The organism is Glycomyces niveus, assembly GCF_017592475.1.
In the GTDB taxonomy this organism is placed as follows: Bacteria; Actinomycetota; Actinomycetes; order Mycobacteriales; family Micromonosporaceae; genus Glycomyces; species Glycomyces niveus.
This window is the reverse complement of the sequence record NZ_JAGFNP010000001.1, coordinates 549,982-573,313: the sequence shown is the minus strand read 5'-3', so window position 1 is coordinate 573,313 and position 23,332 is coordinate 549,982. Positions and strand designations below refer to the sequence as shown.

The window sequence follows — 23,332 nt, the reverse complement described above, 5'->3', positions numbered from 1 at the left end:
TGGCTCTGGCGTCAACGGTACTGCCAAGCTACCGGTCCACGGCCATGCCCGCATGGCCGTACTGGCCGGTAACATTCTGAGGGGGCGCACCGCCGCGCCCGCGCCGATCGAAATCAGGAGGGCCCATGGCCACCATCGACGAATGCCGGACCGCACTCGAGCAGTTCGCGGACAACCTCGCCTCGAACCCCAAGTCGGTGCGGAAGCTCCAGGGCTTCCAGCGCTCGCTCGCCGCCGACATCACCGACCTCTCGGTGTCCTTCAACGGCAAGTTCGACCAGGGCAAGCTGACCGGCATCACCGACGGCGACAACCCCGACGCGGAGATTCGCATGATCGTCGCCTCGGACGACCTGCTCAAGCTCGTCGCCGGGGAGCTCGACTTCATGAAGGCCTTCACCGGGGGCCAAGTCAAGATCAAGGCGAACATGATGGACCTCATGAAGCTCCGCGGCGTCCTGTAGGTCCTGGCTGCCCGCGCCTTCGGTTCACATTGGGGCGCTTGCACAATGCGGATCACGTAGGGTGCGCGGGCGCGGACCGTGAGGTCCGTCCCGCGCCCTCCCCGGTCCGCGGGGCAAATGCGTCCCGGTCGGACGCAACGGCATTCGGGCCACGTTGTAATCTCTCGGCAGTCGAGCGCTTCGAGCTCAAGAACCAAACCGGGAGGACCGTTATGGCCACTGTTGACGAATGCCGCAATGTGCTGGAGAAGATGGCGGGCAAGGTCGCCCGGAAGTCGGACGAGCTCGACCTCGAGGAAGACTTCGAGCGCACCTTGGCTGTGGAGATCACCGACCTGAACCAGGCCTTCAGCGCCAAGCTCTCGGGCAACAAGCTGACCGACCTGCTCGACGGCGACGCCCCCGACGCCGAGGTTCGCATCATCATCAGCTCTGACGACCTGATCGCCCTGTCCAAGAAGGAGCTCAAGCCCGCCAAGGCCCTCCTGACCGGCAAGATCAAGATCAAGGCCTCGGTGAAGGACCTCGCCAAGCTGCGCAAGGCCCTCAAGGTCGACTAAGACCCCGCGACCTGAGGCGCTGCGCCGCAACGGCACGGCACCGCAACGAAAACGAAGCCCGGACTGCGGCAGTCCGGGCTTCTCGCTTGTCCGCGTTACGACGCCAGCAGCTTCTCAGCCGCCTCGCCGACCGGGATCGGTGCCACCGCCGGGTCGTAGCCGGTCATATCGGCTGCGGCCCAGCTCAACTCGCACAGCGCGCGCCAGGCGTCCAGTTCGGCGCCCTGCCCGCTGAGGCGGATCTCCTTGCCCTGCAACACGGCCGTCCAGCCGCCGCACATGATGCGGTCGACCTCTTCGTTCCAATCGGGCTCGGGGTGCGGCTCGGTCAGGGCCGCGAGGCTCCAGCCGAGGTACGTCGGCCGCTGCTCGGGCGGCAGCGCCAGCGCCTGGCGCGGCGTGACGACGCCGGTGAAGACCAGCAGCGAGTCGATCCCGGCCCGGTTGGCGCCCTCGATGTCCGAGTCCGGCCGGTCGCCGACCATGACGGCCCGCGCGCCCGGCTTGCGCGCCAGCGCGGAGCGGTAGATCCCCGGCTCGGGCTTCCCGGCGACGACGTCGGGTCCGCGCCCGAGCGCCGTGGCGATGGCCCCGGCCAGCGCGCCCGTGCCGGGCAGCGGACCGTCCGGTGTGGGCAGGGTGGCGTCGAGGTTCGTCGCCACCCACATCGCGCCGTTGCGGGCCGCGATGGTCAGGTCGGCGAGGTCCCGCCAGGTGAGGGTCGGGATCATGCCGTAGCCGATGCCTTGGGCCGCTTTGGGGTCCGTGACGGCGGTGAGGCCCTGGGACTCGACGGCGGCGCGCAGCGCCTCCGAACCGGTCACGAGGATGCGGGCGCCCTCGCCGAGGCGGTCGCGCAGGATCTCGGCCACCACTTGCGCGGAGGTGAGGACCTGGGACTCCTCGGCGGGGATGTCCATGCCGCGCAGGGCTTCGGCGACGACCCGCGGGCTGCGGGAGGCGTTGTTGGTGACGAACACCGGGTCGCAGTCGAGGCCCGGAAGGGCCGCGAGGGTCGCGGCCGCTTCCGGGATCGGCTGACTGAGCAGGTAGACGACGCCGTCGAGGTCGAGCAGCGCTTGGTCGTAAGCGCCGGCCAGTGCCTCAGGCGCGCCTTTCAGTCGGGTCATCGGACTCCTCAGCGTCGGGGGTCGGCCTGCCGTCCGCCTTCACGTCGTCCTTGACGGGGGCCTCGGGCGCCGCTTCTTCGTCCTCGAAGTCGTCGTCGTCTTCGTCGGCGTCTTCATCGTCGTCGAAGTCGTCGTCGTCCTCGTAGTCGTCGTCCTCGTCGTCGAGGTCGTCCTCGGCGAGGTCGTCGTCCTCGTCCTCTTCGTCGTCGTCTTCGAGGTCGTCTTCGTCGTCCTCGTAGTCGTCGTCTTCGAACTCGTCGTCCTCGTCGTACTCCTCGACGACGATGCCCTCGAGCTCGAGCAGGCGCTCGGCGGCGCCCGTCTCGCCGGTCTCGTCGGCGGCGACCGCCTTCGAGAGCCATTCGCGGGCTTCGTCTTCGCGGCCGTCGGCCAGCAGGCCCTCGGCGTAGGCGTAGCGGAGGCGGGCGACCCACGGCTCGGTCTTCGGCGAGTTGAGCGCGCCGACCTTCAGCATCGCGGTCGCGGCCTCGCCCATGCCCATGTCGCGGCGGGCGCCGGAGGCGACGATGAGCAGTTCGACCCGCACCTCGGGGTCGACGCTCTCGTCGTTGCCGAACTCGCGGTAGAGGTCGATCGCGCGCTCGGGGTGCCCGAGGGCGCGTTCGCAGTCGGCGATGAGCGCGACGTGGTCGTGGGTGCCGCCCAGGCGCTGCGCGGCGCGCAGCTCGTTGACGGCCAGCTGCCACTCCTCGGCGCCGTACGCGGCCACACCGGTGACCTCGCGGACCACGGCCACGCGGGAGGCCTTGCGGCGGGCGTAGCGGGCCTGCTCGAGCGCGCCTTCGACGTCGTCCTCGGCGAGGAGCGCGGCGGCGGCGATGAGCCGGTTGCCGACGGCCTCGGCGAGCTGCTTGTTCAGGCTGCGCAGCCCGGCCTTGGTCTCCTTGTCGAGCTGGTCGTAGCCGTACTCGACGCCTTCGGGGAGGTCGGGGGCCTGGTCGGACTCGCCCATGCGGATCGGGCCCTCGTGGCCGGCCTCGCGCTCCTCGAGCGGACGCAGGTTGTCCTTGCCGCGGCGCTCTCTGCCATCGCGGCCGAAGCGGTCGTCGCCCCGGTCGTCGCGGCGCGGACGGTCGTCCCGGCGGGGCCGGTCGTCGCGGTCGAACTTGCGCGGGCCCTGGCCCTCGCGGTTCTCGAAGCGGCGGGGGCGGCCCTCGCTGCGCGGGCCGCGGTCGTCGCCCTCGAACCGGCGCGGACCCTGGCCCTCGCGGTTCTCGAACCGGCGCGGCCGGTCGTCGTCGCGGCGGGGCCGGTCGTCGCGGCTCTCGAAGCGGCGCGGACGGTCGTCCCGGTCGCCTTCGAAACGGCGCGGGCGGTCGTCGCGGTTGTACCCGCCACGGTTGTCGCCGTCGCGGCGCGGGCCGCGGTCGTCACGGTTGAAGCCGCCACGGCCGCGGTCGTCGCGGTTGCCTTCGAAGCGACGGGGACCGCGGTCGTCGCGGTTGTACCCGCCACGGCGGTCGTCATCACGACGCGGACCGCGGTCATCGCGATTGAACCCGCCACGGCCGCGATCGTCGCGGTTGAAGCCGCCACCACGGTTGTCACGGTTAAAGCCACCGCCGCGGTTGTCGCCATCGCGACGCGGACGGTCGTCCCGGCTGCCCTCGAAGCGACGGGGACCGCGGTCGTCGCGGTTGTACCCGCCACGGCGGTCGTCATCACGACGCGGACCGCGGTCATCGCGATTGAACCCGCCACGGCCGCGATCGTCGCGGTTGAAGCCGCCACCGCGGTTGTCACGGTTAAAGCCACCGCCGCGGTTGTCGCCGTCCCGGCGGGGACGGTCGTCCCGGCTGCCCTCGAAACGGCGCGGGCCGCGGTCGTCGCGGTTGTATCCGCCACCGCCCCGGTTGTCCCGGAAGCCGCCGCCGCGGTTGTCGCCGTCCCGGCGGGGACGGTCGTCACGGTTGCCCTCGAAGCGACGGGGGCCGCGGTCGTCGCGGTTGTACCCGCCACGGCGGTCGTCGTCGCGGCGCGGGCCGCGGTCGTCGCGGTTGTACCCGCCGCGGCTGTCGCCGTCACGGCGGGGACGGTCGTCCCGGTCCTCGTAACGACGCGGGCGGTCGTCGCGGCCTTCGCTGCGGCCGTAGCCGCCCCGGCTGTCCCCTCGGCCTTCCTGGCGGCCGTAGCCGCCGCGGCCCGAACGGTCGCCGTAGCCGCCGCCCTCGCGACGGCCGTAGCCGCCTCGCCGGTCATCTCCACCCTTGCGGGCGCGGCCGTCTTCAGCCACTCGATTCTCCCCCTCTATTCACCGCGACAAAACCAACCAAGTGTATGCCTCAGCCGATGACCTCGAACCCGGCGACGGTCCTCTTACCGCGCCGGATCACTCCGTACCGTCCGTGAAGCAGGTCAGACGGGTCGATAACGGCCGCAGGATCACTCACGCGGACGTTGTTCAGGTAGGCCCCGCCCTCCTTCGCGGCGCGGCGGGCCTCGCCCAGGCTCGCGACCACACCGGACTCCTTCATCGCCTCGGCGACCGTGACATCCGGCTTCGTGAACTCGGCCAGACCGGCCTCGACGAGCGCCGCGCGCAGCGTCGCCTCGGGCAGGTCGGCGAGCTCGCCGCGGCCGAACAGCGCCTGCGACGCGGCCACCACGTGCGCGGTCTCCTCCGCGCCGTGCAGCAGCGTGGTCAGCTCCTCCGCGAGCGCCTTCTGCGCGAGGCGCGCGGCGGGCTTCTCGGCAGTGGCCCGTTCCAGCTCCTCGAGCTCCTCGTGCGACTTGAGCGAGAACGACTTCAGGTACCGGACCACGTCGGCGTCGCCGGTGTTCACCCAGAACTGGTAGAACGCGTACGGGCTCGTCAGCTCCGCGTCGAGCCAGACCGCGCCGCCCTCGCTCTTGCCAAACTTGGTGCCGTCGGCCTTGGTCACGAGCGGGCTCACGAACGCGTGGACGTGCTCGCCTGAGCGGCGGCGGATGAAGTCGACCCCGGCGGTGATGTTCCCCCACTGGTCCGACCCTCCGAACTGGAGGGTGCAGCCGTGGCGGCGGTTGAGCTCGAAGAAGTCGTTCGACTGCAGCAACTGGTACGAGAACTCCGTGAACGAGATGCCCGACTCCAAGCGGCTCTTCACCACGTCGCGGGCGAGCATCTTCGAGACCGGGAAGTGCTTGCCGACATCGCGGAGGAACTCCACGACGCCCATCTCGCTCGTCCAGTCCAGGTTGTTGACCAGGATCGCGCCGTTCTCGCCGTCGTAGGTGACGAACGGCGACACCTGCGCGCGGATCTTCTCCACCCAGCCGGCCACGACCTCCGGCGGGTTCATGACGCGCTCGCCGACCTCGCGGGGGTCCCCGATCTGGCCGGTCGCGCCGCCCACGAGCAGCAGCGGCTTCAAACCGGCCTGCTGCAGGCGGCGCGCGGTGACCAGCTGCATGAGGTGGCCGACGTGCAGGCTCGGCGCCGTCGGGTCGAAACCGATATAGAACGTCACCTGGCCCGCGTCGATGTGCTCGCGGAGAGCGTCGATACCGGTCGAATCCTGGATGAGGCCGCGCCATGCGAGATCGTCGAGAATATGCACGACCCCATTGTGCCCTAGCGGCCGAAACGCTTTTCGCGCTCCGAGCCGGGGCGTGACCGCGCCGTCAGGCGTCCGCGCGCCGCCCCGTCTCCCCCAGCGCGAGCGCCACCTCGATCAGGACCCGCAGCTCAAGGGCCGCATTCGTCTTCGCGACCTGCTTCGTCGGCCCCTTGCCCTCGGCGGCGATCCGCTCGTCGGAGGCGGGCAGCCGGCCCTCCGCGCGGCACGTGAAGGTCCGCTCGTGCGAGGGACCGTCGACCGAGAAATCCCACGTCAGGGGCCTCACCACGCCGCGGGCGGCGTAGATCTGGACCGCCTCGGCCGGATTGACCCCGGCGTCGACGAGGACCTTCTTCGGGCCGTCGACGCGCGGCTTCGCAGTGGCGTCGGACGACAGGTCGGGCAGCCCCGCGAGCGTCGCCACCAGCGCCAGCGCGGCCTGGTTGCGGGCTTCCTTCTTGTTGCGCTGCAAACGCTTCGGAGAATCGACCTGCTCGCCGTCGTAGCGGATCGAGACCTGCGCGGAGAACAGCGGGCCCTCGAACCCGGGGGCATCCTCCACGGTCCACAGCACGTTGGTCTCGTTGCTCACCGGCCCGCCGAGGCGGTCCTGCAGGTAGACGTTCACGATCGACTGGGCCTGCTGCGGCTCGTCGGCCAGCAGCCGGTTCATGCGCTCGCGCAGCGGCTCGAACCCGCCGCGCCCGTAGAGGTACACCGACGCGAACTCGCGCAGCTGCAGTTCGCGGGCGTCGAATCGCCGCGTCGTGTCCTCGGCCAGTCCGGGCGGCATCTCGCCGCGCTCGACGGCGAACTGGAGCACGCGCGCGAACTGCTTGTAGGGCAGGGCCGCGAAGTCGGCGGACTCGGCGTGCCGCGCGGTCTGCTCGTGCGCCTTCTGCTTGAAGTACTCGGCCTTCGCGCGCCGCTCCTCCTCCACGCGTTCGTTGACGTGGGCGGCGACCGCCTCGAGCTCCTCGATCGGGTAAGGGCTCGGGCGGCCGAGCGCGGCCGCGAGCAGGATGCGCTGGACGACGAGGTCGGGGTAGCGGCGGATCGGGCTCGTCGCGTGCGTGTACGCGGGGAGCTGGAGGCCGTGGTGGCCGTGCACCGTCGGGCCGTACGTGGCAGCGCGGGCGACCATGCGCATCCGGGTGCGCAGCATCTCGAACGCGGTCCCGTCCCCGGTGGCGGCGATCGACTCGAGTTCAGCGCGCAGTTCGGCGGGGTCCCCTGCGACGGCGGCGAGGCGGTGGTTGCGGAACAGGATCGGCAGGTCCTCGCGGACCGCCCAGGCCGCGATCTGGGCGTTCGCGGCGATCATGAACTCCTGCACGATCACGTACCCGGAGTTGCGCTCGGCGCTGTCGAGCCGGACGAGCTGGCCCTCCTCATTGGTCGCGAATCCCGAGAGCAGGTCGTAGAACGCGAGCGCTCCCGCGCTGCGGCGCGCGGCCAGCATCGTCTGGGCGAAGCGCAGGGCGAGCGCGAGCGTGCCGTGGAGAGGGTGCGCGGGGTCGTTCGCGGCGTCGGCGGCCTCGGCGTGGGTGAGGATCCAGGACTTGGTGAGCCGGCCGGGGCCGAGGTCGGCGGCAAGGAGGTTCCCGGCAGCGTCGAGTCGCAGGTGGACGGCGAAAGTGTCGTTCTCGCGGCCGGGTTCGAGGGAGGCGGCCTCCACGACGGGCGCGGGTAGCATGTGCTTGGTCTGCTCGGGCCGGTAGCGCGTGTGGACGCGGCGGTGGGCCTCGATGTCAGCGCTTCCGCCGGTCGTGACGTGGTCGGCGACGCGGGCGATGTGGATCCAGACGGCGAAGCCGTCGCCGTCGGGCTCGATCCAGATGGCGTCGTCGCGGTCGACGGTGGTCGCGGCGTCGATCATGATCCCGGTCTCGGCGGGGTTGTGGTCGGCCAACTGCGCTCCTCGATTTTTCCGGCGCTCATCGTATCGCGTAACGCTTCCCGTACCGGGAAACGTTACGGGCACGCCCGCGTGACCGGCAAAGGCCGACCGCACGGTGTACCGGAGGCGAGCATCGGATCGGAGCCGCGTGCGGCAGCGGAGGGACCGGGCGCCGCGCACGCCCGGTCCCTCCGTCTAGGGTCAGGGACGCAGCTCCCAGGTCTCCAGCCGCCCGCACATCCCCCACTTCGCGGCCGGGTCCCCGGCGTCGGCGACGTGGGCGTCGCACAGGTGGGCCGGGTCGGCCTTCGCGAGGGCGTCCAGGTGGGCGCCGGTCGCGTCGGCCTGGGCCTTGGGCCCGTCGGCCCAGAGCCGCCGCCAGGTCTCGGTGCGGGAGGAGACGAGGCGGGCCGCGCTGTCCCACAGCGGTTTCATGGCCGCCGGGCCTTCGGCTTCGACGCGTTCGCGCAGGACGAGGTAGCCGTCGACGGCGAGGTCCCGGCGTGCCCTGGTGGCCTCGCCGCGCTCGGCCTCGGTGAGGTCGGGCGCGGCCGGGGCCGTCGCGGCGGCGAGGTACGCCTCTGGGTCGGCCAGGACCGCTTCGGGGAATGTGAACACGGCGTCCCCGGCCTCGGGGATGCCGGCGTTCTGCATGACCACCACGAGCTGGAGGTCGCCCGAGCCGTTGATGAGGCGGTGGACCGTCCCGGGCGTGAACCACAGGACGCTGCCGCGCGCGAGGTCGTGTCGCTCGTAGCCGTTCCCCGAGAGGGTCTCGACCGCCCCGGTGCCGCCGGTGACCACATATCCCTCGGTGGACGCCGTATGCAGGTGCGGGCTGCCGCCCGCCTGGCCATCTACAGTGGGCCAGTCGTAGACCGTGACGAGGGAGACGGCCGTACCGCCCGGGAAGCCGCCCACCGCTACCCCAGCCGGGCCAGTTCGGCGGCGGCCAGTTCGGCGATCTTCGCGGCCCCGTCGATCCCGGTGTCGCCGTTGCAGATCGCCACGGCGTGCCGCAGGGTCACGGAGTCGCCGGGCGCCATCGGCAGCTCGGTGTCGAAGAACGGCGCCGGGCAGACCGCGGCGAACGGCGTCGTGCGGACGAACCACTTGACGGGCGCGGTCGGGTTCTCGGGGTGGTCGGTGAAGACCAGCGTCGAGGCGGCGTCGACCGAGTCGTGCTTGCCGCGGAAGGCCAGCCAATCGCCGCGCTCGCCCATCTTCTCGTCGCCGCCCTCGCCCGCGGCGGTGTAGACGGCGCCCTCGGTGAAGGAGCGCGGTCCGCGCCAGAAGAAGCCGCCGTAGCCGGCGTTCTCGCGGCCCTCGGTGGTCGGGCTGCCCATGACGACCGTGTCCTGCGTGTCGTTAGTGAACGCGGTCGAGAAGGAGAGCACCCACTGGTCGTCTGAGAGGACGGTGACGGCGAAGGCGCGCGTCTCGGAGAAGAAGTGGCGCCCGTCCTGGGTGATCCAGTCGAGGGTCTCGGCGACGCGCACGCCGTCCTCGTCGGCGACGAGCTCCGTGAACTCCTTGTGCGCCATGGTGCCGTCGTTCTTCTCGTCCACGTAGCCCTTGCCGCGGCGGAACGTGGCCCCGCCCCAGAAGTTCTCCGGCCCGGCGTTCGGGATCGAGAGGGCGATGCCCTTGTGCCACACGTGGTCGTGCGGGCGGTAGAGGCTCACCTGGTTCCCGGCGAGGTCGAACAGCGGCTCGAAGTACGGCCGGGGCGACTCGAACTGCGCGTTGTCGGGGCGGTACACGTACCGCAGGATCTCCAAGTCGCCCTTGGTGATCGAGAGCGCGGTGCCGGAGTCGTTCAGTTGCAGCGTCATCGGTGTTCTCTCTTCTCGGGTCCAGGAGTCACTTGCGGTCGGGCCAGGGCGCGCCGGAGCCGTCCATGCGCTGGTAGAACGGCGAGGTCGGGTCGATCTCGCCGGCGCGGACGCGCTTGCCGGTGAAAGCGGAGGCGTAGATCGCGGCGAGCAGTTCGAGGGTGCGGCGGGCGTCTTCGACGGTGACCGGCGGGGCGGTCTTGCCGTCGAGGGCGTCGGCGATGCGCAGGAACTGGGCGTAGTGGCCGGAGGACTTGCCGCGCGGCTCGCCCGCCCAGGCGCGGTTGACCTCGTCGGCGGCCGCGTCGATGGGGTGGACGCTCCAGTTGTCGTCGCCGTAGCCGTAGAGGTGGTCGAGTTCGACGGTGGCGTTGTCGAAGTCGAGCCGGATCTGCGAGACTTCGCGCGGGGAGAGCAGCGAGTTCGTGATGACCACGGACGCACCGGACTCGAGGGTGACGATCGCGTGCGAGACGTCCTCGGTGTTGGTGATGCGGCGGTGGCGGTGCGCGGTGGCGACCACCTCCGACCAGGGGCCGACCATCGACAGGAGGGTGTCGATCTGGTGGATGCCGTGGCCCATGGTGGGGCCGCCGCCCTCGGTCTCCCAGCGGCCGCGCCATTCGACCGCGAAGTACTCCTCGGGGCGGTACCAGAGGGTGTCGCACTTGGCGACGGCGAGGCGGCCGAGGACGCCGGAGGCGGTCATGGCGCGCACGCGGTCGGCGCCGGAGCCGAAGCGGTGCTGGGAGATGAGCGCGAAGTCGGCGGTGGAGGCGGACGCGGCGGCCGCGATCCGGTCGAACTCGGCGAGGCTGAGGGCCGGGGGCTTCTCGCAGACGACGCCGACACCGGCCTCGAGGGCCGCGATGGCGCCGGGCGCGTGGGCCACCGGCGGGGTGCAGAGGTCGACGAGGTCGAGGGTTTCGGCGGCGAGCAGCTCCTCGATCGAGGCGTAGCCGCGCTCAACGCCGAACTTCTCCTTGAACGCGTCGAGCCGCTCGGTGTCGGGGTCGACGGCCGCGACCAGTTCGATCCGGCCCTGGCAGTGGTCGCGCAGCTGCTCCGCGTGCAGATGGGCGATGCCGCCGGTGCCGACCACGGCGAGGCGGTAGGGGGAGGACACAGTGGACTCCTTCGTCACAGGTATCGGTTGAACGTGGTCTGTAAGCGTTTTCCGGCGTCGGTTTTCATACTATCCGACGGCCTCAGCCGACGACAGCCGCGGTAGTGACGCCGGTCGCCAGCGCGCGCGTCCCCGGTTCGAGGCGGCGCGTGCCGGTGACCTCGACGCCGAGCGCGGCCACGGTGTCCGCCGCCGAGCGGGCGACGCGCAGTTCGAGCGCCCCGGCCTCGACGGTCCACTCGCCGTCGACGCCCACGAACGCGGCGAGGTCGACGGGCATCGCGAAGCGGGCCTCGCGGGCCTCGCCGGGGGCCAGGTCGAGCCGGGCGAAGCCGACGAGGCGCTGCACGGGCCGGACGGCGGAGGCGACCGGGTCGTGGAGGTAGAGCTGCACGACCTCGGTGCCGTGGCGAGCACCGGTGTTGCGCACGGCGACCGCGACCTCGACGACGCCGTCGGGGGCGACCTCGGGGCCGGAGACGAGTCGCGCCTCGTCCCACTCGAACTCGGTGTAGGAGAGGCCGTGGCCGAAGACGTAGCGGGCCGTGGGGTCGACCGAGGAGACCGAGGAGCGGCGGGCCAGTTCGGGGGCGAGGTAGGTGGCGGGCGGGGAGTCCGGGCGGGCCGGGACGCCCGCGGGCAGGCGGCCCTCGGGCTCGGCCGCGCCGGTGAGCACCGCGGTGATCGCGCCCGCGCCCTCCTGGCCGGGCAGGAACGCCTGCACGATCGCGGCGGCGCGGTCGGGGGCCGTGCCGAGGGCGTACGGGCGGCCGGAGATCACGACGACCACGGTCGGCGTGCCCGAGTCGAGCACGGCTTCGAGCAGTTCGGGCTGGCGGCCCGGCAGCGCGTGGGTCGGCACGTCGCAGCCTTCGCCGGAGGTGCCGCGGCCGAAGAGCCCGGAGCGGTCGCCGACGGCGACGATGGCGAGGTCGGCCGCGGCGGCGGCGTTCGCGGCCGCGGCGATCTCGGTGTCGCTCGCGTCGAGGACGGTGCCCGCGGCGAGGTGCTCGATCACGGTGCCCGGGAGGTCGGCGGCGAGGCGTTCGGCGACGGTGGCGATCGCGACGCCCATGTCCACGTGCGGGTAGGGGTCGTTCGAGTCGATCTCGGCGGCGTCGTTGCGGCCGTGGTGGTTCGGGAAGGCGTAGCAGCCGAGCATGACGGCCTTGTCGTCGGCGACCGGGCCGACGAGCGCGATCCGCCCGGGCGCGGATTCCAGCGGCAGGGTGCCGTCGTTGGCGAGGAGCACGATCGACTTGCGGGCGACCTCGGCGGCCAGCGCGCGGGCGTGCGGCGGGTCGAGGTCGATCTCGGCGGCGGGTTCCGGAAGCTCCTCGAGCAGGCCGAGCTGGATCTTCTGGGTGAGGACGCGCTCGACGGCGCGGTCGACGACGCTCTCGTCGACGCGGCCGGCGGCGACGGCGGCCCGCAGGGGCGCGCCGTAGCAGTCGACGCCGGGGAGTTCCACGTCCACGCCGCCGGCGAGGCCGAGGGCGGCCGCCTCGGCCTTGTCGGCGGCGACGCCGTGGAGGGAGTTGAGGAAGTTGACGCCGAAGTAGTCGGAGACGACGGTGCCGTCGAAGCCCCACTCGTCGCGCAGGATGCGCTGCAGCAGTTCGGGGTTGGCGTGGGAGGCGACGCCGTCGTTGGCGGCGTAGGAGGGCATCACGGAGCCGGCGCGGCCGATGCGCACGGCCATCTCGAACGGGGTCAGGTAGGTCTCGGCGAACTGGCGGGGGCCGACGTAGACCGGGCCGAAGTTGCGGGCGGCGTGCGAGGCGGAGTAGCCGGCGAAGTGCTTCAGCGTGGCGATGATCCCCGAGTCCTGCAGGCCCGCGACGTACGCGGTGGCGAGGGTGCCGGTGAGGTAGGGGTCCTCGCCCATGGTCTCCTCGGTGCGGCCCCAGCGCGAGTCGGCGACGACGTCTAGGACGGGGGCGAGGCCCTGGTGGACGCCGACGCTGCGCATCGTGACGCCGATCTGCTGGGCCATCGCGCCGACGAGCTCGGGGTCGAAGGTCGCGCCCCAGGCGAGGGCGGTCGGGAAGATGGTGGCGCCGTGGGCCATGAAGCCGGTGAGGCATTCCTCGTGGGCGAGGGCGGCGATGCCGAAGCGGCTGGAGGCCTGGATGCGGCGCTGGAGGGAGGCGAGGTTGGCGGCGCCTTCGGCGGGGGGCACGGGGGCCGAGCCGAAGGGGCGGGTCAGCTGGCCCAACCCGTGCGCGATGGCCTCGTCCTCGGAGACCGCGCCGGTCTGCTCGCTCTGGTGCGGGGCCATGTCGCCCGCGTCGGCGTCGACGCCGCGCCAGAGGCTGTACAGCTGCGCGCATTTCTCCTCGAGCGTCATCCGCTTGACCAGACCGGCGGCGCGTTCGGCCGCGTCCACGGGGGTGTCGGTGTCCATGCTGCTCCACTCAAGCGGCCCGGAACGCTGGAACTGCTGGTTCCGGGCCGATAGTTTCTGAAACTTTTCTGATCGTTTTCGATACAGGTTTGCACACCATAACATTGATGACGGGGTACTTCCAGCGTTGATCTGATCGTGGGATGCGCTTGCCCAGGACCTCGATTTGAGTAAAGTTCTCGAAAGTTTCGGGTGGAATCCGGGAGCCCAGAGACGCCGCTATAAGATGTCGGCACTACGGTTGGGCAGGAACGACCAGGAGGACCCTTGAGCGAAGACGAACACGGACGCGTCACGATCCGGGCCATCGCCGACGAGGCCGGCGTCAGCGTGCCCACGGTCTCGCGCGTCATCAACGGCCGCTCGGACGTCGCCCCCGAGACGCGCAAGCGCGTCGAAGAGCTGCTGAACGAGCGCGGCTACCAGCGCCGCCGCTCCACCCGCGCGCCCAGCCGCGCGCGCCTGGTCGACCTGGTCTTCAACGAGATCGACAGCCCCTGGGCCGTGGAGATCATCCGCGGCGTCGAGGACGCGGCGCACGCGGCGGGCGTCGGCACCGTCGTCTCGGCTGTCCACCGCCGCCGGGCCTCCACCGAGCAGTGGCTCGACAACCTCCGCACCCGCGCCTCCGACGGCGTGATCCTCGTGGTCTCCCAGCTCGCGTCCCCGATCCTGGAGCAGCTGCGCCACCTCGGCGTCCCCATGGTCGTGCTCGACCCCTCGGGCGGGCCCACCATGGACGCCCCCGCGATCGGCGCCACCAACTGGGCGGGCGGCCTCGCCGCCACCGAGCACCTGATCTCCTTGGGCCACAGCCGCATCGGCTTCATCCACGGCCCCAAGCAGGTGCTGTGCTCGCGCGCGCGATTCGACGGCTACCGCGCCGCGCTCGACGCCGCCGGCATCGCGTACGACCCGACCCTGGTCTACGACGGCGACTTCTACCACCAGTCCGGGTTCGACGCCGCCGCCGCGCTCCTGCGCCTCCCCCAGCCGCCCACCGCGATCTTCGCCTCCTCCGACCAGATGGCCTTCGGCGCCTACGAGGCGATCCGCCAGGCCGGCCTGCGGATCCCCGAGCAGGTCAGCGTGATCGGCTTCGACGACCTGCCCGAGTCGCGCTGGACCAGCCCGCCCCTGACGACCATCCGCCAGCCCCTCGCCGAGATGGGCGCCGTCGCCGCCCGCACCGTCCTGGAGATGGCCGCGGGCAACGACATCGACTCCCCGCGCCTCGAGCTCGCCACCGAGCTCGTCGTCCGCGAGTCGACGGCACGGCTCAAGGCCTGACAGGTCAGCCCTGCGGGATGCCGCCGTTCTCCAGCGGCACCGGCGCGGCGTCGACCTCGGTCACCTCGCCCACGTTCAGGTTGTACGTGGTGCCCTCGTAGTCCTGCACGCCGTCCTCGATGGTGGCGATGCCGACCGTCTGGTACCCGGCGTGGTTCGAGTCGCTGAAGCCCAGCGGCACGATCCCGTTGCCCAGCAGCTCCCCCGACTCGACCGCGGCGATGAGCGACTCGCGGGTCGGCTCGTCGCCCGCGGCGGCCAGGGCCTCGGCGAACAGGTAGCCCACGCTCATGCCGAACACGGTGTTGCCGGTGAACGGCGCCCCGTCGTTGTACTCGTCGTTGATCTCCCTGAACAGCGCGTTCCACTCGCTGTCGGCGTTGAACGGCAGGTAGTTGACGCTCACCAGGCCCTCCAGGAGCACCGGGCCCGCCTCGCCCAGGTACTCGAGCAGCGTCGGGTAGTCCGCGCCCGATGACGAGACGTACCAGTCCGGCGACCACTCCATCTGCGCCGCCGTCGCCAGCGCCATCGCGGTGAAGCCGTTGATGGTGCCGAGGATGTTCACTTCGCAGCCGGCGGCCTTCATGGTGGCGAGCTGGCCGGTGAGGTCCTCGTCCCAGGAGAGGTAGGTCTGGACCTGGGCGATCTCGTTGCTGTCGATGACGATCTCGACGCCCTCGAGGATGCCCTCGCCGTACTCGTCGTCCTGGCCGAGCACGCACACCACGGCGTCCGGGCGCTGGTCGACGGCGTACTGGGCGAGCGCGGCGCCCTCGGTGACGTACTCGGCGTTGTAGCCGAAGGTGTTGGGGTAGAGGTCGGGCTGGTTCCACACCCGCGAACCCGAGGAGATGAAGAGGTCGGGGACGCCTTCGTCGTCGACGTAGTCGAGCACCGAGGAGTGGGTGGGGGTGCCGAGGCCGTTGACGATGGCGAGCACGTCGTCCTGCTCGACGAGCTCGGTGACCGCCTGCTGGGTGGCGGTCGGGTCGTAGGCGTCGTCCTTGATGAGGTACTCGATGGTGCGGCCGTTGACGCCGCCGCCGGCGTTGACGTACTCGAAGTAGGCGGAGGTGGCCGCCGAGATCGCCGCGTATCCGGCCGCCGCGGGTCCCGTCAGCGGCTGGTGTGTGCCGATCGTCACAGTGGTCGGGGTGACGCCGGGGGTGTCCGGCTCCTCCGGCTCGGTGCACGCCACGAGAGCGAGCGACGCCGCCGCGACGAGTGCCGCGAGCGCCGAAGTTGTTGCGGGAGAACGCATGGCGATGACCTCTGAAATTCCACTACCGATGGGTCACTTACTGGCGAGTAAGCAACACGTGAAGCGAAATCGTATGCGTTTCCGTCGATTTTTGGGGTCCGGCGTTCGGCCAGATCTCCAATAGGTCGTTCGTCGCCGATCCGGGCCGTCGCGATCCGCCTCAGAGCGTCCACCCCGGCTGGGGCGCCCGCCCCTAGGCGTTCGGGGCGACGTCCGTGCCCGCTCCGCGCTTGCGCGGCCGCACCGCCTCGCGCACCGCCTCCGGAGCCGACTCCAGCCCCAGCGGCACCAGCCCGGCGTCGGCGATCAGCTCGAGGTCGTCCTTCGCGGCCTGGCCTTCGCTCGTCAGGTAGTCCCCCAGGAAGATCGAGTTCACGATCTGCAGCGCCACGCCCTGCATGTGCCGCAGGTGCACCTCCCGGCCCGCCGCCAGCCGCACCTCCGCGGCCGGGTTCGCCAGGCGCACCATCGCCAGGATGCGCAGGCACCGGCGCGGGTCCAGCTCCCACGTGTCCGCCAGCGGCGTGCCTTCGAACGGCAGCAGGAAGTTCACCGGGATCGAGTCCACCTCGAGCCCCCTGAGCCCCAACGCGACCGAGACGAGGTCGGCATCCGACTCCCCCATGCCCGCGATGAGCCCCGAGCACGGCGACAGGCCCGCGCCGTGCGCCGCGTTCACCGTGTCCACCCGGTCATTGAACGTGTGCGTCGAGCAGATCTCCGCGTACGAGTCCTCCGACGTGTTCAGGTTGTGGTTGTAGGCGTCCGCCCCCAGATCGGCCAGCCGCTCCGCCTGGCCCTCCTTCAGCAGGCCCAGGCACGCGCACACCTCGACCCCCGGCGCGGCGTTCTTCACCGCCGCGATGGTCTTCCCCACCCGCTCGACGTCCATATCGGTCGGACCGCGCCCGCTCGCCACGAGGCACACCCGCGACGCCCCGCCCGCGACGCCGGCCGCCGCCTGCTCCGCGGCCTGCTCCGGGCTCAGCCACGTGTACTTCAGGACGTCGGCCTTCGACCCCAGCCGCTGCGAGCAGTAGTTGCAGTCCTCCGGGCACAGCCCGCTCTTGAGGTTCACCAGGTAGTTGAGCTTCACGGTGTTCCCGAAGTGGCGGAAGCGGAGCCGCGCCGCCGCGGCGACCACGTCCATGAGCTCGGCGTCCGCGCTCGCCAGCACCGCTTCGAGATCGGCGGCGGCAGGGGCCTCCCCCGCGTCGGCGGCGGCGGACAGGCGGCTGAGGGCTTCGTGCACTGCGGTCATGGCAAAAATCTTGCCACAGCATGCCCGCCCGGGACCTTTCGCATGGTTCGCGGCCAATGCGCGCAATCGACCTCCGACATCATCCTCAGACCGCAGCGTCGCGATCTGGATACACTTGCTACAGTGGGTGGTCGGTGCTGCGACGAACGCGGCGGGCTGGTGGAGATCCCCCCTGCTCGCGTTCCCTACGACGAACCGCTCGAGCCATCCGGAGAGAACCAACCGTGCCGATCGCACCTGGACAACCGGCGTTGATCGCCGTCGCAGTCGCGACCCTCTGGGTCCAGCCCTCGGCCCCAGGACCGGAGGACAGGCTCGCGCTCGGCGCGCCCTCCGCCATCCGCGAATGGGTCGCCCGGCTCACCAACGACATCCGCGCCAACGGCCTCAAAGGACGCGTGCGCACCCAATGCCTCCTCGGCACCCGCGTCGAGGTCCTCCAGGTCGCCGAAGGCTGGGCCGAGGTGACCTGCACGCAGCAGGGCACCTCCGGCTGGGTCCCTGTCGACCAGATCGTGCACCCCGCCGAAGGCGACGCCGACGGCGTCGAGCACTTCGTGAGCGCCACCGCGACCGCCGTGCGCGACGAACCCGGCGGCGACGTCGCCATCCCCGGCGTCACGCTCGGCACCCGCCTGCGGGTCGTCGGCACCCCCTACCGCGGTTGGGTCCCCGTGAGCCTCCCGGGCCCCCGCCAGCCCGGCTGGGTGCCGCAGCGCGACCTCGCCGGCGAGCCCGTCACCGTCCGCGCGCTGGCCGAACCTCCCTCGAGCGGCCTCATCTCGGCGGGCCTCGACGCGGTCAAGCTCGCGCAGCAGCTCCTGGAGATCCCCTACCTCCACGGCGGCGTCAGCGCCTACGGCATCGACGCCCCCGGGCTCGTGTGGATCGTCTACCGCCAGTTGGGGATCGACGTGCCGCGGTTCAACGACGAGCTCATCAAGGCCGGCGAGGCCGTCGACTTCGACGACCTCCACCCAGGCGACCTCGTGTTCCTCGAGCACGGCGGCGACCCCAAGACCCCGGCGATCATGGCCGAACGCGGCCAGTCGGACCTGCCCGAGGTCATCTTCTCGTCCTCGGTCTACGGCAAGGTCGTGGTCGAATCCCTCAAGGACTCCGAGCTCGCCGGCATCACCGCCTGCCGCCGCCTCCCCGTCCAAGCCTGAAACGTGCGAAAACGGCCCGCCTCCCTTCGGGGAGGCGGGCCGTTTCGCTTGCGGTCGTGCGGACTCCTGACGCCTACTTCTCGGCGACGGCGACCTCGGGGGCGCCGGCGCCCATGGCGGCCTCGGACTCCGCGAAGAGCTCCTTGAACGACTTGCCCTGGCGGCGCAGCAGGATCCAGTTGGCGAGCACGACCGCGGCCAGCACGCCGGCGATGATGCCGAGCGAGATCGTGGTCGGGATGTGCGGCATCCACTCGATGTGGTGCCCGCCGTTGATGAACGGCAGCTGGTTCTCGGCGAGGCCGTTCATGACCAGCTTGACGCCGATCCAGCCGAGGATCGCCGCGAGGCCCAGGTGCAGGTACTTCAGGGACTTCAGCATCGCGGCCAGCAGGAAGTACAGCTGGCGCAGGCCCATGAGCGCGAAGATCGTGGCCGTGAAGACCAGGTACGGCTCCTGGGTGAGGCCGAAGATCGCCGGGATCGAGTCGAGCGCGAACAGGATGTCCGTCGAGCCGATCGCGATCATCGCCAGCAGCAGCGGCGTCACGAACTTGACGCCGTCGATGCGCGCGAACAGCTTGCTGCCGTGGTAGTCGGCGCTGACGCGCAGCTTCGACTCGGCGAACTTCATGAAGCGCGACTGCTCGTAGTGCTCCTCGCCCTCTTCGCCTTCGTGCGCGTTCTCACGCAGCTGCCCGATCGCGGTCCAGATGAGGATCGCACCGAAGATGAGGAAGACCCAGCTGAACTTCGCGATGAGCACCGAGCCCACCGCGATGAATCCGCCGCGCAGGACGATCGAGAGCACGATGCCCACGAGCAGCACACGGGACTGGAGCTCCGCCGGGACCCGGAAGCCCTGGATGATGAGGAGGAAGACGAAGAGGTTGTCGACGGAGAGCGCCAGCTCGGTCAGGTAGCCGGCGTAGAACTGCCCGCCGTACGTCGCGCCTTGCGTCGCGAACATGATGACGCCGAAGACCAGCGCCGCACCGATGTAAACGCCGGCCCAGGAGGCGGATTCCTTTGTCGAGAGTTTGTGGGGGTTGCGAACGGCCATCACCAGGTCGAGTACGACCACGGACGCCAGCACCGCCATCGTGAGAGCCCAGGCCCACGCGGGGAGGTCCAATGTGTTGCCTTCCTTGCCTTCTGGAGGGTCACATGGTCTCTCCCGGTCCGGGCGGACCAGCGCCACCGGGGACCGATCGCGGTCCCGTGCATTGACGACGACGCTAACAGCGGCGAGCGCTGCGGGATACTCCCCACATACCTGATTCTGAACAGACGGGACTATTCTGCCTGCCGGAACCCGACTTGTCATCAGTCAGATTTGTGACTTCACTCTCGACACTACAGCGAGTGGTGGCCGTGGGGCTGGAGCTGTGCAAAGCTCCGCTCATGGTTCTCGAAGTCGCCGAAATCAAGATCACCCCCGGCCAGGAACAGGCCTTCAAGGACGCCTACCGGGGCGCCCGCGAGTTCGTGCTGGCCTCCCCCGGCCTGCGCTCGATGCGGATGACCCAGGGGGTCGAAACCCCGACCCGGTTCGTGCTCCTCATCGAATGGGACTCCGTCGAGGCCCACGAACAGGGCTTCCGTGAAACCGACCGCTTCCCGAAATGGCGCGAGGCCATCGGGCCGTACTTCTCCCAGCCCCCGCTCGTCGAGCACTTCAACGACCTCGACTAGACCCTGCGAAGCAGAACGGCTCGCGCCTGCGGGCGCGAGCCGTTCGCGTCGTTCTAAGCCCCGGCCTCGTCGATTTCGCGGAGTTCGCGCTTCAGATCGGCGATCTCGTCGCGGTAAGCGGCGGCGAGTTCGAAGCGGAGTTCCCTTGCGGCCGCGAGCATCTGTTCGTTGCGTTCGTCGAGCTGCTTGAGGATCTCGGAGCGGACCTTGCCGGCGCCCTGCTCGCGCTTGCCTTTCGGGAGGGTCGCCCACGGGTCCTCCTCGACCATCTTCGCGGTCTCGGCGGCCGAGTCGTACAGGTCCTCCATGATGTCGCCGATGCGCTTGCGCAGCGGCTGCGGGTCGATCCCGTGCTCCAGGTTGTAGGCGACCTGCTTCTCGCGGCGCCGGTCGGTCTCGTCGAGGGCGGCCTTCATCGAGTCCGTCAGGTTGTCCGCGTACATCAGGACCGTGCCCGAGACGTTGCGGGCCGCGCGGCCGATCGTCTGGATGAGCGACGTCGCCGAGCGCAGGAACCCCTCCTTGTCCGCGTCGAGGATCGCCACCAGCGACACCTCGGGCAGGTCGAGGCCCTCGCGGAGGAGGTTGATGCCGACGAGCACGTCGTAGTCGCCGCGGCGCAGCTCCCCCAGCAGCTCGACCCGGCGCAGCGTCTCGACCTCGGAGTGCAGGTACCGCACCCGGATGCCGTTGTCCATGAAGTAGTCGGTGAGGTCCTCGGCCATCTTCTTGGTCAGCGTGGTGACGAGCACGCGTTCGTTGCGCTTGGCGCGCTCGTTGATCTCGTGCATGAGGTCGTCGATCTGGCCCTTGGTCGGCCGCACCTCCACGTGCGGGTCGACCAGGCCCGTGGGGCGGATGACCTGCTCCACGAACTGGCCCTTCGTCTGCTCCAGCTCCCACTTGCCCGGGGTGGCCGAAAGGTAGACGGTCTGGCCGACGCGCTCGCGGAACTCGTCGAAGCGCAGCGGCCGGTTGTCCTGCGCGCTCGGGAGCCGGAAGCCGTGCTCGACGAGGTTGCGCTTGCGCGACGCGTCGCCCTCGGACATGGCTCCGACCTGCGGCACGGTCTGGTGCGACTCGTCGAGGATCGTGATGAAGTCCGACGGGAAGTAGTCGAGCAGCGTGTGCGGCGGGGTGCCGGCCGGGCGGCCGTCGATGTGCCGCGAGTAGTTCTCGATGCCGTTGCAGGTGCCGATCTGCTTCATGTTCTCCAGGTCGAACACGGTGCGCATCCGCAGCCGCTGGGCCTCCAGGAGCTTGCCCTGGGACTCCAGCTCCGTCAGCCGCTCCTCGAGTTCGACCTCGATGTCCCGGATCGCCCGGGCCATGCGCTCGTTGCCGGTGGCGTAGTGCGAGCCGGGGAAGATGAGCACCCGGTCGACCTCGCGGATCACGTCGCCGGTGATCGGGTGGAGGTAGTAGAGCCGGTCGATCTCGTCGCCGAACATCTCGATCCGGATCGCCAGCTCCTCGTACGCCGGGATGATCTCGATCGTGTCGCCTCGCACCCGGAAGGTACCGCGGGTGAACGCGATGTCGTTGCGGCTGTACTGGACGTCGACGAGGCGGCGCAGCAGCTTGTCGCGGTCCCACTCCTGGCCGACCGCGACCTCGGTGGCCTGCTCCAGGTACTCGGCGGGGGTGGCGAGGCCGTAGATCGCGGAGACGGTGGCGACCACGACCACGTCGCGGCGGGTCAGCAGCGAGTAGGTGGCGCGGTGGCGCAGCCGCTCGACCTCCTCGTTGATCGAGGCGTCCTTCTCGATGTACGTGTCCGTCTGGGCGACGTACGCCTCGGGCTGGTAGTAGTCGTAGTAGGAGACGTAGTACTCGACCGCGTTGTTCGGCAGGAGCTCGCGGAACTCCTTCGCCAGCTGCGCGGCCAGCGTCTTGTTGTGGGCCATGACCAGCGCGGGGCGCTGCAGCTTCTCGATCAGCCACGCGGACGTGGCCGACTTGCCCGTGCCGGTCGCGCCCAGCAGGACCACGTCCCGTTCGCCGCGCTCGATGCGCTCGGCCAGCCCGGCGATGGCCGCCGGCTGGTCGCCCGAAGGCTTGTACTCGCTGACCACCTCGAAGCGCCCCTCGGCGCGCGGAATATCGAATGCCACGGCCCAACCGTAGCGCCGGGGTACGACACACTTCGCGCTCGGCGGTGACTTTTCCCGGTCCGACTCGTTGGTCCCTGCGTGAGCTCCACTACCGCAGTTCCCTGGAAATCGGCCCTGATGTGGGTCATGGCCATCATCGTCGCGATCGCCGTCGCCGGGTGGTTCGCCGTCTCGTGCAGCCCGGGCCGGTCGAACGCCGAGCGGCCCGTCAGCGAGCAGGAGGCCGCGCTGCTGGCCGGGATGCGCGAGCGCAACCACGGCGACGAGCCCGTCGCGGTGCGCATCAGCGTGCCCACGGACGGCGGGACGGTGACCGCCGACGGGTACCTCGACTGGCAGGTGCCGCTGCTGTACGCGCGCGTGCCCGACGCGGAAGGCGAGCACCGGCTGGTCCAGGCCATCCCGGGCCTCATCGCCACCCGCGCGGACGACGAGGCGGCCTTCAGCGAGCTGCGCGTCCCCGAGGACGGCTGGACCACCAGGCAGATGCTCTCGGGCGCGGTGACGCCCTTGGACACGACCATCGACATCCTCGCGTCGTCGCTGTTCACCTTGACGTCCGCGCAGGCCGACGACCCGGCCGAACTGGCCGAGAAGGCCACATGGCGGGAGGAGGGGGTCATCGACGGCGAACCGGTCGACTCCTTCCGCGCGCCCATCATGGTGGAGAGCAGCCAGGAGGGCGCGGCGAGCCCCGAGGCCCTGTACTCGCTCGACAAGGCCGGGGACCTGCGCCGCTTCCAGGTGAACACCGGCGAGGCGAGCCTCTCGGCCGTGGACTTCCTGCGCGACGTCGAACTCGACGCGACCGGGCTCGTGGCCACCGACCTCCTCGGGGGCCCCGCGATCGCGCCGACCGCCGTCAGCGAGGACCTGGCCGAGACCATCGCGCACGTGCGCGAGGAGAACTGGGAGGAGACCGCCGCGGTCGAGCTGACCGTGCCCACCGGCGACGGGCAGGTGACCACGGGCCGGGGCGAGATCGATTGGCGCACCATGACCGCGTACCTGCACCTGACGGACGCGAGCGGGCAGCGGCTGTTCCTGGCCCGTCCCGGCGGGTACGCGACCCGTGCCGCGGAGGGCGACGAGCTGCCCGAGACGCTGCCGACCGACGGCTGGGAGTCGCGCGCGCTGGGCGACGAGGGCGCCGCGGAGCACTTCGGCGCGGTCGAATCGCTCGTGTTCCGCATCCTGGAGATGGCCGCCGAGGACGCGGACGACGCCGATGCGATCGCGGAGCAGGCGGTCCTGCTCCGCACCGACGAAATCGAGGGTGAGTCGGTGGACGTGGTGGAGTTCCCCGTCGCCGGAGACGCGCCCGCGAACCCCGGTCAGTCCGCGTTCCGCTACCACCTGAGCGGCGAGCGGCTGAGCGAGGTCGAGATGATGTCGTACTTCGGGGTCGCCAGCGCGGCATTGTCCCCTGAGGAGTTTCCGATGGTCGAGATCCCTTGGGAGCTCGCCGAAGCCATCGGCTGAACGGACGAGTGAACGCGGGCGGGGGGCGGCGCGCCGGCCCGGCCCCCCCCCGGGGGGGGGGGGGAGAGGAGGGGA

General features: G+C 70.7%; 19 protein-coding genes. 7 read left to right on the top strand and 12 right to left on the bottom strand.

Going from position 1 to position 23,332, the window contains the following annotated elements; translation table 11 throughout:
• Positions 1-125 precede the first annotated feature (125 nt).
• Both J5V16_RS02655 and J5V16_RS02650 read left to right on the top strand, forming a co-directional pair.
• Positions 126-464: an SCP2 sterol-binding domain-containing protein gene (locus J5V16_RS02655; RefSeq protein WP_208494414.1), complete on the top strand. Its 339-nt coding sequence runs from the start codon at positions 126-128 to the stop codon at positions 462-464.
• Positions 465-676: 212 nt separating this feature from the next.
• On the top strand, positions 677-1,024 hold the full coding sequence (locus tag J5V16_RS02650; RefSeq protein ID WP_208494412.1) for an SCP2 sterol-binding domain-containing protein: 348 nt from the start codon (positions 677-679) through the stop codon (positions 1,022-1,024).
• A 95-nt stretch (positions 1,025-1,119) separates the two neighbouring features.
• On the opposite strand, the gene J5V16_RS02645 is transcribed toward J5V16_RS02650, so the two are convergent.
• Complete coding sequence (locus J5V16_RS02645) at positions 1,120-2,154, bottom strand: HAD-IIA family hydrolase (protein ID WP_208494410.1); 1,035 nt, start codon at positions 2,152-2,154, stop codon at positions 1,120-1,122.
• A complete protein-coding gene (locus tag J5V16_RS02640; protein WP_208494408.1) occupies positions 2,129-3,127 on the bottom strand; it encodes a hypothetical protein in 999 nt (332 codons plus the stop codon). The genes J5V16_RS02645 and J5V16_RS02640 overlap by 26 nt, the downstream gene beginning before the upstream one ends.
• A 15-nt stretch (positions 3,128-3,142) precedes the next feature.
• Here J5V16_RS02640 and J5V16_RS02635 point away from each other — a divergent pair, with 15 nt between their 5' ends.
• Entirely contained in the window at positions 3,143-4,468 is a 1,326-nt protein-coding gene (locus tag J5V16_RS02635) for a hypothetical protein (protein ID WP_208494406.1), read from the top strand.
• Here J5V16_RS02635 and tyrS read toward each other — a convergent pair.
• The 6 genes from tyrS to J5V16_RS02605 form a co-directional block, all read right to left on the bottom strand.
• Positions 4,458-5,714, bottom strand: a complete 1,257-nt coding sequence (tyrS, locus tag J5V16_RS02630) for a tyrosine--tRNA ligase (protein ID WP_208494404.1) — start codon at positions 5,712-5,714, stop codon at positions 4,458-4,460. The two genes, J5V16_RS02635 and tyrS, sit on opposite strands and share 11 nt — an antisense overlap.
• 64 nt (positions 5,715-5,778) lie before the next feature.
• Positions 5,779-7,626, bottom strand: coding sequence for an RNB domain-containing ribonuclease (locus J5V16_RS02625; RefSeq protein WP_208494402.1), 1,848 nt, complete (start codon positions 7,624-7,626; stop codon positions 5,779-5,781).
• 189 nt (positions 7,627-7,815) lie between these two features.
• Positions 7,816-8,535, bottom strand: coding sequence for a cupin domain-containing protein (locus J5V16_RS02620; RefSeq protein WP_208494400.1), 720 nt, complete (start codon positions 8,533-8,535; stop codon positions 7,816-7,818).
• A gap of 2 nt (positions 8,536-8,537) precedes the next feature.
• Complete coding sequence (locus J5V16_RS02615) at positions 8,538-9,449, bottom strand: DUF6807 domain-containing protein (RefSeq protein ID WP_208494398.1); 912 nt, start codon at positions 9,447-9,449, stop codon at positions 8,538-8,540.
• Positions 9,450-9,477: 28 nt separating this feature from the next.
• Positions 9,478-10,575, bottom strand: coding sequence for a Gfo/Idh/MocA family protein (locus J5V16_RS25330; RefSeq protein WP_208494396.1), 1,098 nt, complete (start codon positions 10,573-10,575; stop codon positions 9,478-9,480).
• Positions 10,576-10,657: 82 nt separating this feature from the next.
• The gene (locus J5V16_RS02605; protein WP_208494394.1) at positions 10,658-12,982 is read right to left on the bottom strand and encodes a beta-glucosidase family protein; all 2,325 of its coding nucleotides are present in this window, start codon (positions 12,980-12,982) and stop codon (positions 10,658-10,660) included.
• 267 nt (positions 12,983-13,249) lie between these two features.
• Here J5V16_RS02605 and J5V16_RS02600 point away from each other — a divergent pair, with 267 nt between their 5' ends.
• A complete protein-coding gene (locus J5V16_RS02600; protein ID WP_208494392.1) occupies positions 13,250-14,272 on the top strand; it encodes a LacI family DNA-binding transcriptional regulator in 1,023 nt (340 codons plus the stop codon).
• A gap of 4 nt (positions 14,273-14,276) precedes the next feature.
• Here J5V16_RS02600 and J5V16_RS02595 read toward each other — a convergent pair whose 3' ends face one another.
• Both J5V16_RS02595 and bioB read right to left on the bottom strand, forming a co-directional pair.
• A complete protein-coding gene (locus J5V16_RS02595) occupies positions 14,277-15,536 on the bottom strand; it encodes an ABC transporter substrate-binding protein (protein ID WP_208494390.1) in 1,260 nt (419 codons plus the stop codon).
• Positions 15,537-15,729: 193 nt separating this feature from the next.
• Positions 15,730-16,797, bottom strand: a complete 1,068-nt coding sequence (gene bioB / locus J5V16_RS02590; protein ID WP_208494388.1) for a biotin synthase BioB — start codon at positions 16,795-16,797, stop codon at positions 15,730-15,732.
• A 251-nt stretch (positions 16,798-17,048) separates the two neighbouring features.
• On the opposite strand from bioB, the gene J5V16_RS02585 reads away from it, so the two are divergent.
• Positions 17,049-17,966, top strand: coding sequence for a C40 family peptidase (locus J5V16_RS02585; protein WP_208494386.1), 918 nt, complete (start codon positions 17,049-17,051; stop codon positions 17,964-17,966).
• Between the two features lie 73 nt (positions 17,967-18,039).
• Here J5V16_RS02585 and J5V16_RS02580 read toward each other — a convergent pair whose 3' ends face one another.
• A complete protein-coding gene (locus J5V16_RS02580) occupies positions 18,040-19,101 on the bottom strand; it encodes a TerC/Alx family metal homeostasis membrane protein (RefSeq protein ID WP_208494384.1) in 1,062 nt (353 codons plus the stop codon).
• A 269-nt stretch (positions 19,102-19,370) separates the two neighbouring features.
• Between J5V16_RS02580 and J5V16_RS02575 the strand changes: the two genes are divergently transcribed.
• Positions 19,371-19,661, top strand: coding sequence for an antibiotic biosynthesis monooxygenase family protein (locus J5V16_RS02575; RefSeq protein WP_208494380.1), 291 nt, complete (start codon positions 19,371-19,373; stop codon positions 19,659-19,661).
• Between the two features lie 53 nt (positions 19,662-19,714).
• Here J5V16_RS02575 and uvrB read toward each other — a convergent pair whose 3' ends face one another.
• Positions 19,715-21,775 (bottom strand): excinuclease ABC subunit UvrB, encoded by a 2,061-nt coding sequence (gene uvrB, locus J5V16_RS02570; RefSeq protein WP_307792849.1) that lies wholly within the window; start codon positions 21,773-21,775, stop codon positions 19,715-19,717.
• Between the two features lie 126 nt (positions 21,776-21,901).
• On the opposite strand from uvrB, the gene J5V16_RS02565 reads away from it, so the two are divergent.
• The gene (locus J5V16_RS02565) at positions 21,902-23,257 is read left to right on the top strand and encodes a hypothetical protein (RefSeq protein ID WP_208494379.1); all 1,356 of its coding nucleotides are present in this window, start codon (positions 21,902-21,904) and stop codon (positions 23,255-23,257) included.
• The last annotated feature ends 75 nt before the right edge of the window (positions 23,258-23,332 follow it).

Coding starts and splice junctions, on each gene's coding strand:
- J5V16_RS02655 (WP_208494414.1), top strand. CDS start 126: ATGGCCACCATCGACGAATGCCGGACCGCACTCGAGCAGTTCGCGGAC.
- J5V16_RS02650 (WP_208494412.1), top strand. CDS start 677: ATGGCCACTGTTGACGAATGCCGCAATGTGCTGGAGAAGATGGCGGGC.
- J5V16_RS02645 (WP_208494410.1), bottom strand. CDS start 2,154: ATGACCCGACTGAAAGGCGCGCCTGAGGCACTGGCCGGCGCTTACGAC.
- J5V16_RS02640 (WP_208494408.1), bottom strand. CDS start 3,127: ATGGGCGAGTCCGACCAGGCCCCCGACCTCCCCGAAGGCGTCGAGTAC.
- J5V16_RS02615 (WP_208494398.1), bottom strand. CDS start 9,449: ATGACGCTGCAACTGAACGACTCCGGCACCGCGCTCTCGATCACCAAG.
- J5V16_RS02605 (WP_208494394.1), bottom strand. CDS start 12,982: ATGGACACCGACACCCCCGTGGACGCGGCCGAACGCGCCGCCGGTCTG.
- J5V16_RS02595 (WP_208494390.1), bottom strand. CDS start 15,536: ATGCGTTCTCCCGCAACAACTTCGGCGCTCGCGGCACTCGTCGCGGCG.
- bioB (WP_208494388.1), bottom strand. CDS start 16,797: ATGACCGCAGTGCACGAAGCCCTCAGCCGCCTGTCCGCCGCCGCCGAC.
- J5V16_RS02575 (WP_208494380.1), top strand. CDS start 19,371: ATGGTTCTCGAAGTCGCCGAAATCAAGATCACCCCCGGCCAGGAACAG.
- J5V16_RS02565 (WP_208494379.1), top strand. CDS start 21,902: ATGGCCATCATCGTCGCGATCGCCGTCGCCGGGTGGTTCGCCGTCTCG.